Source organism: Tannerella forsythia 92A2 (assembly GCF_000238215.1).
Lineage (GTDB): Bacteria > Bacteroidota > Bacteroidia > Bacteroidales > Tannerellaceae > Tannerella > Tannerella forsythia.
This window is the reverse complement of record NC_016610.1, coordinates 996,726-1,011,424: the sequence shown is the minus strand read 5'-3', so window position 1 is coordinate 1,011,424 and position 14,699 is coordinate 996,726. Positions and strand designations below refer to the sequence as shown.

The 14,699-nt window shown below is 49.4% G+C and carries 14 protein-coding genes and 1 pseudogene; 8 read left to right on the top strand and 7 right to left on the bottom strand.

The genetic code is table 11. The features are described from left to right. The first annotated feature begins 6 nt into the window (after positions 1 to 6). From BFO_RS04075 to BFO_RS04040, 8 genes are all read left to right on the top strand, one after another. A complete protein-coding gene (locus tag BFO_RS04075; RefSeq protein WP_014224357.1) occupies positions 7 to 1,698 on the top strand; it encodes a tetratricopeptide repeat protein in 1,692 nt (563 codons plus the stop codon). 75 nt (positions 1,699 to 1,773) lie between these two features. Then, on the top strand, positions 1,774 to 2,352 hold the full coding sequence (locus BFO_RS04070) for a hypothetical protein (protein ID WP_014224356.1): 579 nt from the start codon (positions 1,774 to 1,776) through the stop codon (positions 2,350 to 2,352). Positions 2,353 to 2,520: 168 nt separating this feature from the next. Further along, positions 2,521 to 2,934, top strand: a complete 414-nt coding sequence (locus tag BFO_RS04065; protein ID WP_014224354.1) for a phospholipase D-like domain-containing protein — start codon at positions 2,521 to 2,523, stop codon at positions 2,932 to 2,934. Between the two features lie 209 nt (positions 2,935 to 3,143). Next, on the top strand, positions 3,144 to 4,175 hold the full coding sequence (gene rhuM / locus BFO_RS04060) for a virulence RhuM family protein (RefSeq protein ID WP_041591107.1): 1,032 nt from the start codon (positions 3,144 to 3,146) through the stop codon (positions 4,173 to 4,175). A gap of 3 nt (positions 4,176 to 4,178) precedes the next feature. Continuing rightward, a complete protein-coding gene (locus BFO_RS14850; protein WP_099046120.1) occupies positions 4,179 to 4,667 on the top strand; it encodes a DNA-processing protein DprA in 489 nt (162 codons plus the stop codon). A gap of 206 nt (positions 4,668 to 4,873) precedes the next feature. After that, positions 4,874 to 6,649, top strand: coding sequence for a DEAD/DEAH box helicase (locus BFO_RS04050; protein ID WP_046472577.1), 1,776 nt, complete (start codon positions 4,874 to 4,876; stop codon positions 6,647 to 6,649). Positions 6,650 to 6,915: 266 nt separating this feature from the next. Then, positions 6,916 to 8,976 carry a methionine--tRNA ligase gene (metG, locus tag BFO_RS04045; RefSeq protein WP_041591106.1) on the top strand — a complete coding sequence of 687 codons (2,061 nt, stop codon included), beginning with the start codon at positions 6,916 to 6,918 and terminating at the stop codon, positions 8,974 to 8,976. Beyond that, entirely contained in the window at positions 8,976 to 10,109 is a 1,134-nt protein-coding gene (locus tag BFO_RS04040) for a DegT/DnrJ/EryC1/StrS family aminotransferase (protein WP_014224348.1), read from the top strand. Before metG ends, BFO_RS04040 begins: the two co-directional genes overlap by 1 nt. On the opposite strand, the gene tsaE is transcribed toward BFO_RS04040, so the two are convergent. The 7 genes and pseudogenes from tsaE to BFO_RS16385 all read right to left on the bottom strand — a co-directional run. After that, a complete protein-coding gene (gene tsaE / locus BFO_RS04035) occupies positions 10,103 to 10,525 on the bottom strand; it encodes a tRNA (adenosine(37)-N6)-threonylcarbamoyltransferase complex ATPase subunit type 1 TsaE (RefSeq protein WP_014224347.1) in 423 nt (140 codons plus the stop codon). The genes BFO_RS04040 and tsaE overlap by 7 nt on opposite strands. Continuing rightward, complete coding sequence (gene porX, locus BFO_RS04030) at positions 10,522 to 12,066, bottom strand: T9SS response regulator signal transducer PorX (protein WP_014224346.1); 1,545 nt, start codon at positions 12,064 to 12,066, stop codon at positions 10,522 to 10,524. The genes tsaE and porX overlap by 4 nt, the downstream gene beginning before the upstream one ends. 44 nt (positions 12,067 to 12,110) lie before the next feature. Then, positions 12,111 to 12,599 (bottom strand): DUF4252 domain-containing protein, encoded by a 489-nt coding sequence (locus BFO_RS04025; RefSeq protein ID WP_014224345.1) that lies wholly within the window; start codon positions 12,597 to 12,599, stop codon positions 12,111 to 12,113. A gap of 1 nt (position 12,600) precedes the next feature. Next, complete coding sequence (locus BFO_RS04020) at positions 12,601 to 13,119, bottom strand: hypothetical protein (protein ID WP_014224344.1); 519 nt, start codon at positions 13,117 to 13,119, stop codon at positions 12,601 to 12,603. Between the two features lie 3 nt (positions 13,120 to 13,122). Beyond that, a complete protein-coding gene (locus BFO_RS04015) occupies positions 13,123 to 13,611 on the bottom strand; it encodes an RNA polymerase sigma factor (protein WP_014224343.1) in 489 nt (162 codons plus the stop codon). 12 nt (positions 13,612 to 13,623) lie between these two features. Beyond that, positions 13,624 to 14,100, bottom strand: a complete 477-nt coding sequence (locus BFO_RS04010; RefSeq protein WP_041590660.1) for a DUF4252 domain-containing protein — start codon at positions 14,098 to 14,100, stop codon at positions 13,624 to 13,626. Between the two features lie 107 nt (positions 14,101 to 14,207). Then, positions 14,208 to 14,330, bottom strand: a pseudogene (locus BFO_RS16385) (NAD-dependent deacylase); the annotation flags it as partial. Positions 14,331 to 14,699 lie beyond the last annotated feature (369 nt).

Below are 14,699 nucleotides of genomic sequence, written 5' to 3'. Positions count from 1 at the left end.
CGCATCATGAACAAAAAGATTTTTTCGCCATTCCTTGCAATGGCCGTAATTTTTGCATTGACTTCCTGTTCGGGGAAGTTAAAGCCGTTATCCACCGATTATATCAAAGCTGACCCTCAGCCGCTCGAAGTAGTGGGTGGCCAGGTGCCTGTCACCATCAACATTGCTTATCCGGCGAAGTGGTTTAACAAAAACGCCGTGGTGACGATTACGCCGGTACTGCGTTATGCCACCGGCGAGACTTGGGGGACGGCTTATACTTATCAAGGGGAAAAGGTAAGAGCTAATAACCCGATGATACGGTACGGTACGGGAGGGAATGTGACGATGAAGTCGTCGTTCAAATACAAACCGGAGATGAAAAAGTCGGCGCTGTACCTGACATTCGATGCTAAGATTAAAAATAAGGTCGTACGTCTGCCGGACATCAAGATTGCCGACGGGATTATAGCCACATCGGCGCTTGCCAATGCGGCAACTGCTAATCCGGTAGTCGGAGCAGACAAGTTTCAACGCATCATCAAAGAAGCTCACAACGCAAATATCCTGTTCCTGATTCAACAAGCCGAACTTCGTTCGAATGAACTGAAAAAGAACGAGCTGAGTGACTGGAAAGACCGGATCAAAAGTGCCAATGACGCTCCCAACCAGAATGTATCGGTTGAAGTTTCTGCTTATGCATCGCCTGATGGCGGCTTGAAACTGAACGAAACACTGGCTGAGAAACGTGAAGCCAATACGACCCGCTACGTGAAAGGTGAATTGAAAAAACAGAAGATTGACATCCCTGTTGATGCCAATTACACGGCTCAGGACTGGGAAGGCTTCAAGGAGCTGGTATCAAAATCGAACTTGCAGGACAAGGATTTGGTCCTCCGCGTATTGTCGATGTACAAAGATCCGGAAGAACGTGAACGCGAGATCAAGAACATCTCGTCCGTATTCAAATCGCTGGCCGACGAGATCCTGCCGCAACTGCGCCGCTCACGTCTGACGGCCAATATCGAAATCATCGGTAAGTCGGACGAAGAAATCAGCCGTCTGGCTCAGGCAGACCCCAAAGCGCTGAATGTGGAAGAGCTGCTGTATGCCGCTACCCTGACGGATAACGATACGGATAAGGAAGCCATCTATACGAAAGCCAGCCAGCAATTTCCGGACGACTACCGTACATGGAACAATATCGGGATGCAGCGTTTCTATGCGGGCGACCTGAAGAAAGCAGAAGAGATGTTTAATAAATCGAACAGCGTGAAGCCGAACAGTGAGGCGAACATCAACCTCGGTCTCATCGCCCTCACGAGAGGAGAGAAGGAAAAAGCTCAGCAACTGATCGGAGGCGCTTCGGACGTAGCCGGGCTGGGCGAAGCGCTGGGCATCCTTTACCTTGAACAGGGCGACTATGCGAAGGCGGTCAGCTCATTCGGTGCAGCCAAGACGAACAACGCCGCTTTGGCTCAACTCATGACGAAGGATTATAGCAAGGCTTCGCAAACACTCAATGCGGTGACGCGCCCGGATGCCGTAACGGATTATCTGAAAGCCGTCGTAGCCGCGCGTACCAACGATACGGATGGCGTGATCAACAATCTGAAAGCCGCGATCGGTAAAAAACAGTCGCTGGCCAAAGAGGCAGCCAACGATCTCGAATTTGCGAAATACGCAACAAACTCGGCCTTTATAGACGTGATTCGATAATCGTTTTGTTTTTATACCCAAAGGGCGGCGAAATCTTGAAAAAGGATTTTACCGCCCTTTATTATTCCAAACCGTATGAAAAAGTACTTTTTATTGATCTGTACACTCTGCATGATCACAGCCTGCAACCAGAAAACGGGCAAAGCAAGGCAGGACAACGCGGCCGAGCAAGATTCGACGAGCTTGTCCGACGAAGGATTACGTTCTTTGTACACCGACTGGAAAGTCATCGACCAAAAAGATTACACCATCCGTTATCCGAAAGACTGGATGCGGAAAACCGATGTGGAAGGGTCGGAGTTTTTCATCTATTCTCCGCAAACAGATGCCGACGATCAGTTCCGGGAAAATATCTCGCTCGTTACCGAGAACCTGAAAGGCACGGGATATGACCTCGACCAGTATGTCAAGGCCGCCCTGAAGATGCTTCGGGAAAACATCATTGAGAGCAAGCGCATCCAACGTGCCGGACGCGACTGCCAAATGGTCGTCTATACCCAAAATTTTCCGGAGAAGTTCACGACCAAAAACGAACTATATATCTGGGTAAAAAATGGAAAAGCATACATGCTCGCTTTCAGCTATGTAATCGCGGACGATAATCCCGCACAATCGGCCGGAAGGGAAATTCTGCGCACTTTCGTACTCAAATAGCGGATAGAACTATATGTATCCGTAACCGGCATTTGCAAAAAAAGGCGAAGATGACCATTAAACGAGTATGTCTTATTTATTTTTTGAGGGGAAAATCGTACGCGAATGCCCACAAACGGATCATACCGGCCAAAACGCAGACATGAAAATGAGATAAACAGATCAAGTATGGCAAGAATATACGATAATATAGAAACTAAATTTGCCGAAGGGCTGCAAGGGATTATTACCAATGATAGGGTAAAGCGTGTGGATTTTTGCGTAGGCTATTTCAATCTGCGAGGCTGGAACCTTGTAGTCGACCAAGTAGATACATTGCCGGGTGATTATGTCGATGAAAACAACAAACGTATTTTTCGGAAATGTCGATTATTGATTGGTATGCATCGTCCTGCGGAAGAGCTAATAAGAGAGCTTTATACAGAGCAACCTTTACCCGATGTTAATTATGTGAATAAGTGCAAGTTAGAAATAGCTCGCAGCTTCAGACGCCAGCTTCAGCTAGGTATGCCAACGAAGCAAGATGAGTTTACGCTTCGTCGCCTTTCCGCCCAGATGAAAGACGAGGCTGCTTTTATATGAGAAAATGAAGAAACGTGGAGAAATTCAACGATGAACGAAATGTCCAAAACGTGTCCAAAAAAACATCTTATAATGGGTGTTTTGAGACCTTTTTATTGAATAATTGTCTGATATAAAGGCGTTTGGAAATGTTCAAAACGTGTCCAAAAGATACAATAAATAAACTGCACGGGTGGCGGGCTAAATGAAGAATAAAAGATATAATCATGATGGAAGCAAACATAGACGATAATATGCTCATCTACAGGTCGGCAGATGACAAGATAAAGATAGATGTCCGATTCGAGAGCGAAACGGTGTGGCTGACACAGTCGCAGATGTGCGTGCTCTTTGGTCGCGAGCGTAGTGTAATTACCAAGCATGTAAAGAACATATTCGAAGAAAAAGAGCTTGATGAGAATAGCAATGTGCAAATTTTGCACATTGCAAATTCCGATAAGCCTGTAAAGTTCTACAACCTCGACGTAATCATCTCGGTAGGTTATCGGGTGAAGTCTCAGCAAGGCACACAGTTTCGCATCTGGGCTACCCAACGATTGAAAGAATATATCATCAAAGGTTTTGCTCTAAACGATGAGCGATTCAAGACGGGGTCTTCCTACAACTATTTTAAGGAACTCTTAGGGCGTATTCGTGAGATACGCCTTTCGGAAAAGGTTTTCTATCAGCAGATAAAGGATATTTATGCCACCAGTATCGACTACGATCCTTCTGCTGAGACGACCTTGGCTTTCTTCAAAAAGGTGCAAAACAAGCTGCTTTGGGCTGTCAGTGGCAAGACTGCCGCCGAACTTATGTATTATCGTGCCAATGCCTCTCTGCCCCTGATGGGACTTACCTCTACGGAGAAGGAGGGAAAGGTTACCAAGGGCGATGCTCTGATAGGTAAGAACTACTTGAATGAGAAAGAGATTAGCCAACTAAAACTCATTGTAGAGCAGTTCCTTGCCTATGCCGAGGCTCAGGCTTTGGCAGAGAAACCGATGTATATGCGTGATTGGATTCAGAAACTCCGCCTTGTGCTTACTATGAACGAGAAGAGTATACTCGAACATGCCGGAAAAATTTCTCACGAGATGGCTGTAGCGAAAGCCACTAAGGAGTATATCGCCTACAAAGAGCAACAGCAGCAAATAGAACACTTCGAGAGTATCAAGCAGCTCGACCAAGACCTTAAACGTATAGCAGCACACACGAACAATAGAAAGAAAGGCGACGACGGAGAAGCCATAAAGAAATAATCTATGCAGATCAAAGTAGAATATCTTGGCAATCGTGAGTTGCTCGAGGCACACAAGACGGCTTTTCTCTGCTCACGAAGGGTGAGTAGTCCGGCGGTGCTGCGCTGTTACGACTGGGCGACCGAGGCGTGTCGATCCGACGGTGTGGTCGTAAGCGGCTTCCAGTCGCGAATAGAGCGAGACGTGCTTCATTTTTTGCTACAAGGTCAGAAACCTCTCATCGTGGTTATTGCTCGGCGAATGTATACCGTCCTTGCCTCCGAACTGCAATCCGCGATGGACGCGGGACGACTGCTTATCGTCAGCACCGCACCGAGAGCGACACGAGTAAGCCAATCAGCTGCCGACGAGCGAAACCGATACATTGCAGAGCTCGCCGATGAGATTGTCTTCGGATATATCGCCCCCGACAGCCGACTCAACGAACTGTATCGGCAGTATGCCTCGAAATCTGGCATATTGTTTAAGTCTCAGGATATTTCCTCCGGATGATTATATATGAATATCAGGTGTTTATTGCTTTTTGAGGAGGGGGATAGATTATCGGTTACGAATGTTGAGACTTGTTTCATTCGGGCTTTGATGTGAAACAATGATCCGCACCTCTCCTTTTTCGGGAAAATGCAAAATACGTTGTCTTTCTCCCTGATATTCCGAATTAATCCGTACCTTTGCGGCCTTATCAAGAAAGAAATCAGTTGAAAACATTTGAAGAATTAGGGATTGCCTCACCTGTTTTGAAGGCGATCCGCGAGATGGGCTACGAAGCCCCCATGCCGGTACAAGAGGAAGTGATTCCTTTTCTGCTGGGAGAAGATAACGACGTCATCGCATTGGCACAGACCGGTACGGGAAAAACCGCGGCCTACGGTCTGCCCGTGCTGCAAAAAACAGACATACACAAACAGACACCGCAGGCTCTCATCCTCTGCCCCACCCGCGAACTGTGTCTGCAAATTGCCGGCGACCTGAGCGATTACTCCAAATACATTGATGCGCTCAAGGTTCTGCCCGTTTATGGGGGATCAAGCATCGACAGTCAGATCAAAGCACTCAAAAAAGGGGTACACGTGGTTGTGGCTACGCCCGGACGCCTGCTCGACCTGATGAACCGGCGGACGGTAAACCTGCAAGAGATTAAGCACGTCATCCTCGACGAGGCCGACGAGATGCTCAACATGGGGTTTTCCGAAAGCATCAACGCCATTCTGGCCGAAGTACCCGAGGGGCGTAACATGCTGCTCTTCTCGGCCACCATGCCGCAGGAGATTGCGCGGATCACGAAAGAATACATGCGTGACCCGAAAGAAATCATCATCGGACGCAGAAACGAAGGGAATCAAAACATCCGCCACCTTTATTATATGGTGCATGCCAAAGACAAGTACCTCGCGCTTAAACGGCTCGTCGACTTCTATCCCAACATCTACGGGATCGTATTCTGCCGCACCCGCAAAGAGACGCAGGAGATCGCCGACAAACTTATTCAGGACGGCTACAATGCCGACTCGCTCCATGGCGAACTGAGTCAGGCGCAACGCGATTACGTGATGCAGAAGTTCCGCCTCCGCAACCTGCAGTTGCTTGTGGCTACCGACGTGGCGGCGCGAGGCCTCGACGTAGACAATCTTACCCATGTGATTCATTACGGCTTGCCCGACGATGTGGAATCATACACGCATCGCAGCGGACGTACCGCACGCGCCGGAAAAACGGGTATCTCTATTTCGATCTGCCATGTCCGCGAGAAAAGCAGAATACGGCAGATTGAAAAAATCGTCAACAAGCAATTCGAAAAAGGTACGCTGCCCTCGGGCAACGCCATCTGCGAAAAGCAACTCTTCTACTTCATCGACCAGCTTGAAAAAGTGAAAGTAAACGAAGATGAGATCGCCTCGCTCATGCCCTCCGTGTTCCGCAAACTCGAATGGCTCGAAAAGGAAGATATTATCAAACGCCTGATATCGCTCGAATTTAACCGGATGATCGATTATTATCGCGACGCCGGAGAGATTGAAGACGTAGACGAACCCTCGGCTCGTGGCAAAAAAGAGTCCGAACGCTCCGCTCGCCGCGCACAGAAAGCCGAGAACGGCTTCAAACGCCTTACCCTGAACTTCGGAAAGGCCGACGGTATCTTCCCGGCCCAAGTCATCGAACTCATCAACCGATGCGTGCCCGGCCGCAAGGTCGAGATCGGCCGTATAGACTTGCGCGAGAAGGTTTCCTATTTCGAGGTCGACAAAGGCGAAGCACAACGGGTAGTCGACAGCATGAATCAGTATGAAGTCGACGGACGCCCCATCTTCGTGGAGCTGACTCGTGGCAACGATTCCGCGAACGGTGGGAAAGGCCGACGAAAAGAACGGAAAACCGAACAACCCAGCAGCCGAGGCGGTGCATCACGCCGTCCGGGGCGCGAAAAGCCATGGCGACAAGCGTCCTCGCGCCGTAAGAACCGCGGACGGTCGTAAATTTCCGCCGCCTCTTCCTCATCTTCGTTCTTTTTTAACTACCTTTCCTCTAAAACGTATTTTGTTGGATTCTTTACATTCCTGCTCAATTTCCCCTTCTGTTCATAATTATTTTTATGAATTTTTTTCCTCCAAGATAGTAAAATTGTGGCTAAGAACACGCAGAGGAGGGGACAGAAAACAGAGCGTCGGCCTTGTGTTTTTATCTGCCCGGTGTAAAATCTCGAGGATTTTATCTAAATTTGCGTCCCGAAGATAAGAAAAAGATGGAAACAAAGCATTTCAAAAGAACATTGGTGACTACAGCGCTTCCCTATGCCAACGGACCGGTACACATCGGCCACATGGCAGGCGTATATCTTCCGGCCGACATTTATGCGCGTTACCTTCGCCTCAAAGGCGAGAATGTGCTCATGATCGGAGGTTCAGACGAACATGGCGTGCCCATTACGCTGCGCGCCAAGAAGGAAGGCGTCACGCCGCAGGATATTGTGGATCGCTATCACAGCCTGATCCGGAAAACGTTCGAGGACTTTGGAATATCGTTCGACATCTACTCGCGAACCACTTCCGATACGCATCGGAAAATGGCTTCCGACTTCTTCCGGACACTCTATGAGAACAACGTTTTCATCGAAAAAGAAAGCGAACAATACTACGACGAGGAAGCCGGACAGTTCCTCGCCGACCGCTACATCACCGGCACCTGCCCGCATTGCTCCAACGAACATGCCTACGGCGACCAGTGCGAGAGTTGCGGTACCTCGCTCAGCCCGACCGACCTGAAGAATCCGAAGTCGGTGATCAGCGGCCATCCGCCCGTCATGCGCAAAACGAAGCACTGGTATCTGCCGCTCGACCGTTTCGAGCCGTTCCTCCGTCAATGGATTCTCGAAGACCATAAAGAGTGGAAGCCCAACGTGTACGGGCAGTGCAAGAGCTGGCTCGACATGGGTCTGCAGCCGCGGGCCGTCAGTCGTGACCTCGATTGGGGAATCCCCGTACCCGTCGAAGGCGCCGAAGGGAAAGTACTGTATGTATGGTTCGATGCTCCCATCGGATACATCAGCAATACGAAGGAGTTGTGCGACTCCGATCCTCAAAAGTACGGCAATTGGGAAACGTGGTGGAAAGACCGCGAAACAAAGATCGTACATTTTATCGGCAAAGACAACATCGTCTTCCATTGCATCGTCTTCCCGACCATGCTCAAGGCCGAAGGCTCGTTCATCTTGCCCGAGAATGTACCGGCCAACGAGTTTCTCAATCTCGAAAACGATAAAATCTCTACCTCGCGCAACTGGGCCGTCTGGCTGCACGAATATTTGGAAGAAATGCCCGGCAAGCAGGACGTCCTGCGCTACGTCCTGACGGCGAACGCTCCTGAAACGAAAGATAATGACTTTACGTGGAAAGATTTTCAGGCACGCAACAATAACGAGTTGGTCGCCATTCTCGGCAACTTCGTCAATCGAGCCCTTATCTTAACAGAGAAATACTTCGGCGGGAAAGTGCCGGCCTGCGGCGAACTGACCGACTACGACCGCGAAACGCTCCGCGAGTTTGCCGATGTAAAAGCAACGGTCGAACGATTGCTCGATACGTACCATTTCCGCGACGCACAACGCGAAGCGATGAATTTGGCACGCATCGGTAACAAGTATCTGGCCGATACCGAGCCGTGGAAGCTCGCCGCGACGGATATGAAACGCGTCGAGACGATTATCCATATCGCGCTCCAGATCACGGCCAACCTCTCCATCGTTTTCGAACCTTTCTTACCCTTCAGCATGGAGAAGCTGAACCGGATGCTGAACATCGGCCGTTTCGATTGGGAACGCTTAGGCTCGGTCGATCTCCTCGAAGCCGGTCATCAGCTCGGCAAGTCCGCACTGCTGTTCGAGAAGCTCGAAGATACCGTTATTGACCGGCAGATACAGAAACTGCTCGATACGAAAAAAGCGAACGAAGCAGCCGCACGCCGTGCCGCCCCGATACGCGACACCATCGCGTTCGACGACTTCACCAAACTCGATATCCGCGTAGGCACAGTGCTCGAATGTACCCAAGTGCCCAAAGCGGACAAGCTCCTGCAATTCAAGATCGACGACGGATTGGGCGGGCGCACGATCGTATCGGGTATCGCCAAACATTATAAGCCCGAGGAACTGGTCGGCAAACAGGTATGCTTTATCGCCAACCTTGCCCCGCGGCAGCTCAAAGGCATCCCTTCCGAAGGGATGATTCTCTCGGCCGAAAACGCCGACGGAAGTCTGTCCGTCGTGATGCCCCAGAAAGCAGTTGAACCCGGAAGCGAAGTGAAGTGATGGAGATACAAATGGTCGATCTGAAAAGCCAGTATCGGCGGATCGAAGCTGAAATCGACGAAGCGGTAAAAGAGGTACTGAACTCCACGGCCTTTATCAATGGTCCTCAAGTGCAGACATTTTGCGGGCATCTGGCCGATTACCTGCAAGTGTCCTGCGTAATCCCGTGCGGGAATGGAACGGACGCGCTCCGTCTGGCCCTACAGGCATGGGATATACAGGCCGGAGACGAAGTCATCCTCCCTGCGTTTACTTACATTGCAGCCGCCGAGATGATCGCCGCGTTAGGTATCACGCCGATCCTCGTTGATGTGTGTCCCGACAGCTTCAACTTGAATGTGGAACGACTCGAACAAGCCATTACGCGACAAACGAAGGCCATAGTCGTCGTTCATCTCTTCGGACAGACCTGCGATATGGAGCCGGTGATGAAGCTCGCCGCGAAATACAAAATCGGCGTGATTGAAGACAATGCTCAATCGCTCGGCGCCGACTATACTTTCTCCGACGGAACGGTAAAAAAAGCCGGCACGATCGGACATATCGGTACAACATCCTTCTTCCCGACCAAACCGCTGGCGTGCTACGGCGACGGAGGTGCCGTCATCACTTCCGACGAACGATTGGCGGAACGCGTCCGGATGCTCGCCAATCATGGCCAAAGTCAAAAGTATCATCATCACATCGTCGGATGCAACTCGCGTCTCGACACGTTGCAGGCGGCTGTCTTAGACGTCAAGCTGCGCCATCTGAATAGTTTTACCGAAGCGCGTCAGACGGCGGCGCAATATTACGATAAGGAGTTGAGTTCGCTCTCCGGTGTTTGCATCCCGGTAAGGTCGCCTTTCTCGACGCATGTCTATCATCAATATACGCTGCAAGTGAAGAATGGACGGCGGGATGCCCTGCAAGCTTTCCTGAAAGAAAAAGGCATCCCCTCAATGGTTTATTACCCGATGGCTGTACAAGAGCAGGAAGCGTATAAATGGATTGCCCGCACTTCCGGCGATATGACGGAGTCGGTACGGCTAAGCCGCGAGGTATTGTCGTTGCCGATGCATACGGAACTGACGGAAGAAATGCAGGCTTACATCACAGAGCAAATCCGCGAGTTCTTTCAGGTGGTTCAGTAAGCTACGGTGCGTGTACCGTCTTCTTGTTCGGTAAGAGTCACGCAGACGGTATCGTCGGGCAGGAGCGGTTCGATCTTCTCCGGCCATTCGATGAAGCACCATGCTCCACTGTCGAAATAATCCTCCGTTCCGATGTCGAGCGCCTCACCGATTTCATTGATACGGTAAAAATCGAAATGATAAATCGACTGTCCGGATGCAGGGACAGCATACTCGTTGATAATGGCAAAGGTGGGGCTGTTAATCACATCTTTAACCCCAAGTTCTTCGCAAACGGCCTTGATGAATGTCGTTTTTCCGGCGCCCATCTTTCCGTAAAAGGCGAAGACAACGCGGCCGCATGTCTTCATATCGCCGATAAATTCTCTCGCCGCCTCACGGATGGCGCTCAGGTCTGAGATATGAAGCGTTTTCATTTCGGTTGCATCGTTATGAAAGGGATCATCATCTCTTCCATCGAAATGCCTCCGTGCTGGAATGTATTCCGATAGTAAGGAACGTAATAATTATAGTTGTTCGGATAAGCAAAGAAGAACTCGTTCGTTGCGAAGACATACCTTGTACTCAGATGAGGAGAAGGCAGTCCGGCCTTGGCGGGATCTTTGATCTCGAAAACATACTTGGAATCGCAAGACATGTTCTTGCCGAGCTTATAACGCAAGTTCGTGCTCGTATTTTTATCTCCGGTAATTTTAATCGGCGAGTCGACCTGAATCGTTCCGTGATCGGTGGTAACAATTACTTTATACCCTTTGTCCGCCAGTTTTTTGAACAGGTCGAGCGTAGTAGAATGCTGAAACCACGAGCGTGTCAGGCTGCGGTATGCCGCCTCGCTCTGCGCCAGTTCACGAATCATCTTGCTCTCCGTACGGGCATGCGAAAGCATATCGACGAAGTTAATCACAATCACATTGAGTTGGTTGTGCATAAGTTCGTTCAAGTTGTTCAGCAATTTCTCTCCGAAATGCGAGTCATATACTTTGTGGTACGAGAACGAATATCTTTTCCGGAATCGCTCGATCTGTGTACGGATCAGCGGCTCTTCGTTGATGTTCTTCCCCTCTTCGCTCTCTTCGTCGACCCACAGTTCGGGAAACATCTCCTCGATCTGCGCCGGCATCAGGCCTGAAAAGATCGCGTTCCGCGCATATTGTGTGGCAGTCGGCAAGATACTGTAATACATCTCTTCATCGACGGTAAAGAAGCTCGACAACAGATTTTTCACCACCCGCCACTGGTCGAACCGGAAGTTATCGATCAGGATAAAAAAGACTTTCTCTTCTTCGTCCAATAACGGAAATACTTTCTTCTTAAACAAGTCCGGGCTCATCAGCGGACGCTGGTCGGGATAGCGTATCCAATCCAAATAGTTCTTTTTGATAAACTTACCGAAAGCATTGTTGGCCTCCCGTTTCTGCATGATCAACATGTCTTGCATCTGCACCTGATTCTCTTCCAGCTCCAGCTCCCAATAGACGATCTTCTTATAGATTTCCATCCAGTCGTCGGCCGTCAATGAGTCGCCGATCTGCATCCCGATACGTCCGAATTCCTGTTGGTAACTAACCGTTGTGGCGGAAGTGATGATATCGTCCTTATGCAGATTTTTCTTGATCGAAAGAAACAGTTGATTCGGGTTGACCGGCTTGATCAGATAGTCGGCGATTTTGTTCCCGATAGCCTGATTCATAATGCTTTCTTCTTCGCTCTTGGTGACCATCACGACCGGCACTGTCGGAGCGATTTCTTTAATGGTGGAGAGTGTTTCGAGGCCGGTCAGACCGGGCATATTCTCATCTAAGAAAATTATGTCGAAAGTCTGCTCCCTGCAGCTGTCGATGGCATCCTGCCCGCTGATAACAGGCGTAACCTCATAGCCTTTCTCTTCGAGGAAGAGAATATGAGGCTTCAGCAAATCTATCTCGTCGTCTGCCCAAAGTATTTTGTCTTTTCTCATATTTCCGGAATCATGTTGTAGACTGAACGTAGTCCGGCCCTGTTTTATTGTACATGTGAGGTGATGTTCTGCACATCTTTCAGCGTAAAACTTCCTGCGATCTGAATAATGACGAAATCATTTTCATCATTGACAAGCATAATCAGCTCGTTAATCAGCGCCCCTCGCTTTTTGATGTTAAACGTCACGCGCGACTTGCCGTCCTTGATTCTCATCAACTCCTCATAGTTGCGATCTTTGGCAATCATCGCGCTGAAGTCGGCGTACATCTTCTCTTTCAGCCCGCTCTTATCCGAGGTTAGAATCGTCAGGTTATCTATTTTATCGACAATACCGGTTATATCGACCTTATCGATTTTGGCATTAGAACTTTTCTTGAAGCTGCCCCCCATCATCTTAAACATCGCTTTCGAGATGTTGATGACGGTCACATCGTCCTGATCGGCATATTTGTCGAACAGGCTGTGTCGCTGAGCCGAAGCCCATCCGCTGTATACGATGCACAGGATGAACAGTAGATATTTCGTTTTCATCTCATTTCAAATTTAGTTTTTCAAGTACTTCATTCGTTTTGTCCATATTCTTTCGCGCCTTCTCGAAAGGAGACAGCCCTTTGTTCAGATGCATCGAGACAAGCGCTAAGGCTTCCGTCGCTACAAGCTCCGCTTCGTGTGGGTCGGTAAACGTATCGGCCGTAATAGGCACGGGCTGTCGATGCTCTCCGATAAAGAACAGCGTCACACAAAGCAATGCGGCGGCCGCCACACTCCCGACCGCGACATAGAGTCTCCTGATCCTGCTCGGTTGCTTCCTCGGACGATGCGGAGCTCCGATATATCGGTTGAGCACCTGTTCGAGTCGGTCGGAGAGGCCTTCCGGCAGTACGATGTCCGCGGGATCGTAGAGGGCGCGGAAGATATCGCGGTCGGCATGCCATCGTTCGGACAGGTCTGCATCGTCGAAGAATGCTTTCAGTCGCACCTCTTCCTCACGTGTTGTCGTACCCGCGTAAAAAGCGGCCAGCAATTCATTTATTTCTTTTCGGTCTCCCATCGTTCAGTTCGTTATTTTCATTCTTAATGTATTTCGTGCCCGCGAGAGCAACACCCGTACATTGGCGGAAGTCTCGCCCATGATGCGCCCGATCTCTTCCAATGAGCAGTCGGCGTATCCTCGCAATTCAAGTACGCGGCGTTGTTTTTCCGGCAGTCGTTGCATCAACATCCTGACTTTTCCCAGCATCTCTTTCTGCTCTAATGCTTCGCAGGGCGTCTGATCATCGATGATAAATGCTTCTTCCACCGCACTCTTCTGTGCCGATTTCGGCGACCGAAGCAGATCGAGGCAGAGGCGTTTTACCATCGTAACACAGAATGCTTCCGGATGATCGACCGTGCCTAATCGCTCACGGTTGTCCCAAAGTTTACAGTACGCATCCTGTAGCACATCGGCCGCATCATCTTCATTCTTCAAGATCGTGAACGCGACCCGGTACAGCCTCGGATGCAAAGAAAAGTAGCGCTGTTTAAAGCTCTCTGCCGTCATCGTATGCGAAGCTTATGGATGCTCTTTTATCAGGCTTTCAATATCTTCCGGTTTGATGTTTCCTTTGATCTGTACGAGTGCCGGATCGTTTCCGCCGGTTATAACGATAAGCTCACGAATCCGATCTTCTTTGATCTTAACCAACACTTTCGTACGCTCTCCGTCCTGACTCGTCGAGACAAGCGTCTCATACGTATCGTCTTTTAACGAGCGGATCGCTTCGTTCAGACGATCTTTTACCTCCTGATTGCACTCGCCGAACGAATAGACTTTCACGTCCGTCACTCCTTTCGTATCGGCAAATGAACGCGCAAACGCCATCATCATCCCTCCGACACCGACGCGCACAGCGCCTTTCTCATTCGCAAAATCACGGAATAGCTGTTCTACCGGACTATTCGTGTGTTCGGCTATTTCTTTCTTTCCTTTCGGCAAGCAGCCCTGACACATACAGACTACTGCCAGCATGATTAAAACATTCTTTCTCATTGTTCTTCTTTTTAATTCATTGCAATGGCAGGGCGATCCTTTCGGCCGATCGGAAGACCGCCCCGTCATGGAGAAGACGGAGCAGCGCATATTTTGTTACAACTTTTTTACCGCATCGTTTTCAGCCGTTCGGTGAGTCGCTTTACACCTTCCGAAGCGCCGTACCGGATAAATTCGATATCGCTGCGATACGCTTTCACCTCTTTCGGATCAATCAGGAAGATGGGCTGATATGCCAAATAAATTTATATCATCCGCATTATCAATCTGTTATATTGTGTTTTCGAGTGGTTAGGTAACATAATGGTTACAATTTGCGATAGGGAATTGTTTTTCTGAAAAAGTCGACAGAATCAATGCGATTATTGACTATCGACCGGCCGAGAACGCGAATCTGCAAATGCTGGTGCAACAGGCAGAGGACAAAATCCTTTGGAAAACGGGGGAGGGAGTCTGACGGTTTGAAAAGAGATGTGCCAGTAAGAAAAAATCCGTATAAAGGTATAAATCTCAATAAAAAAAACATTACTTTTGCAACGAATTTGGCACAAGCTATATTCGGACAGAATATTTAGAGGCGTTATGTCTTCTTCTTGTAC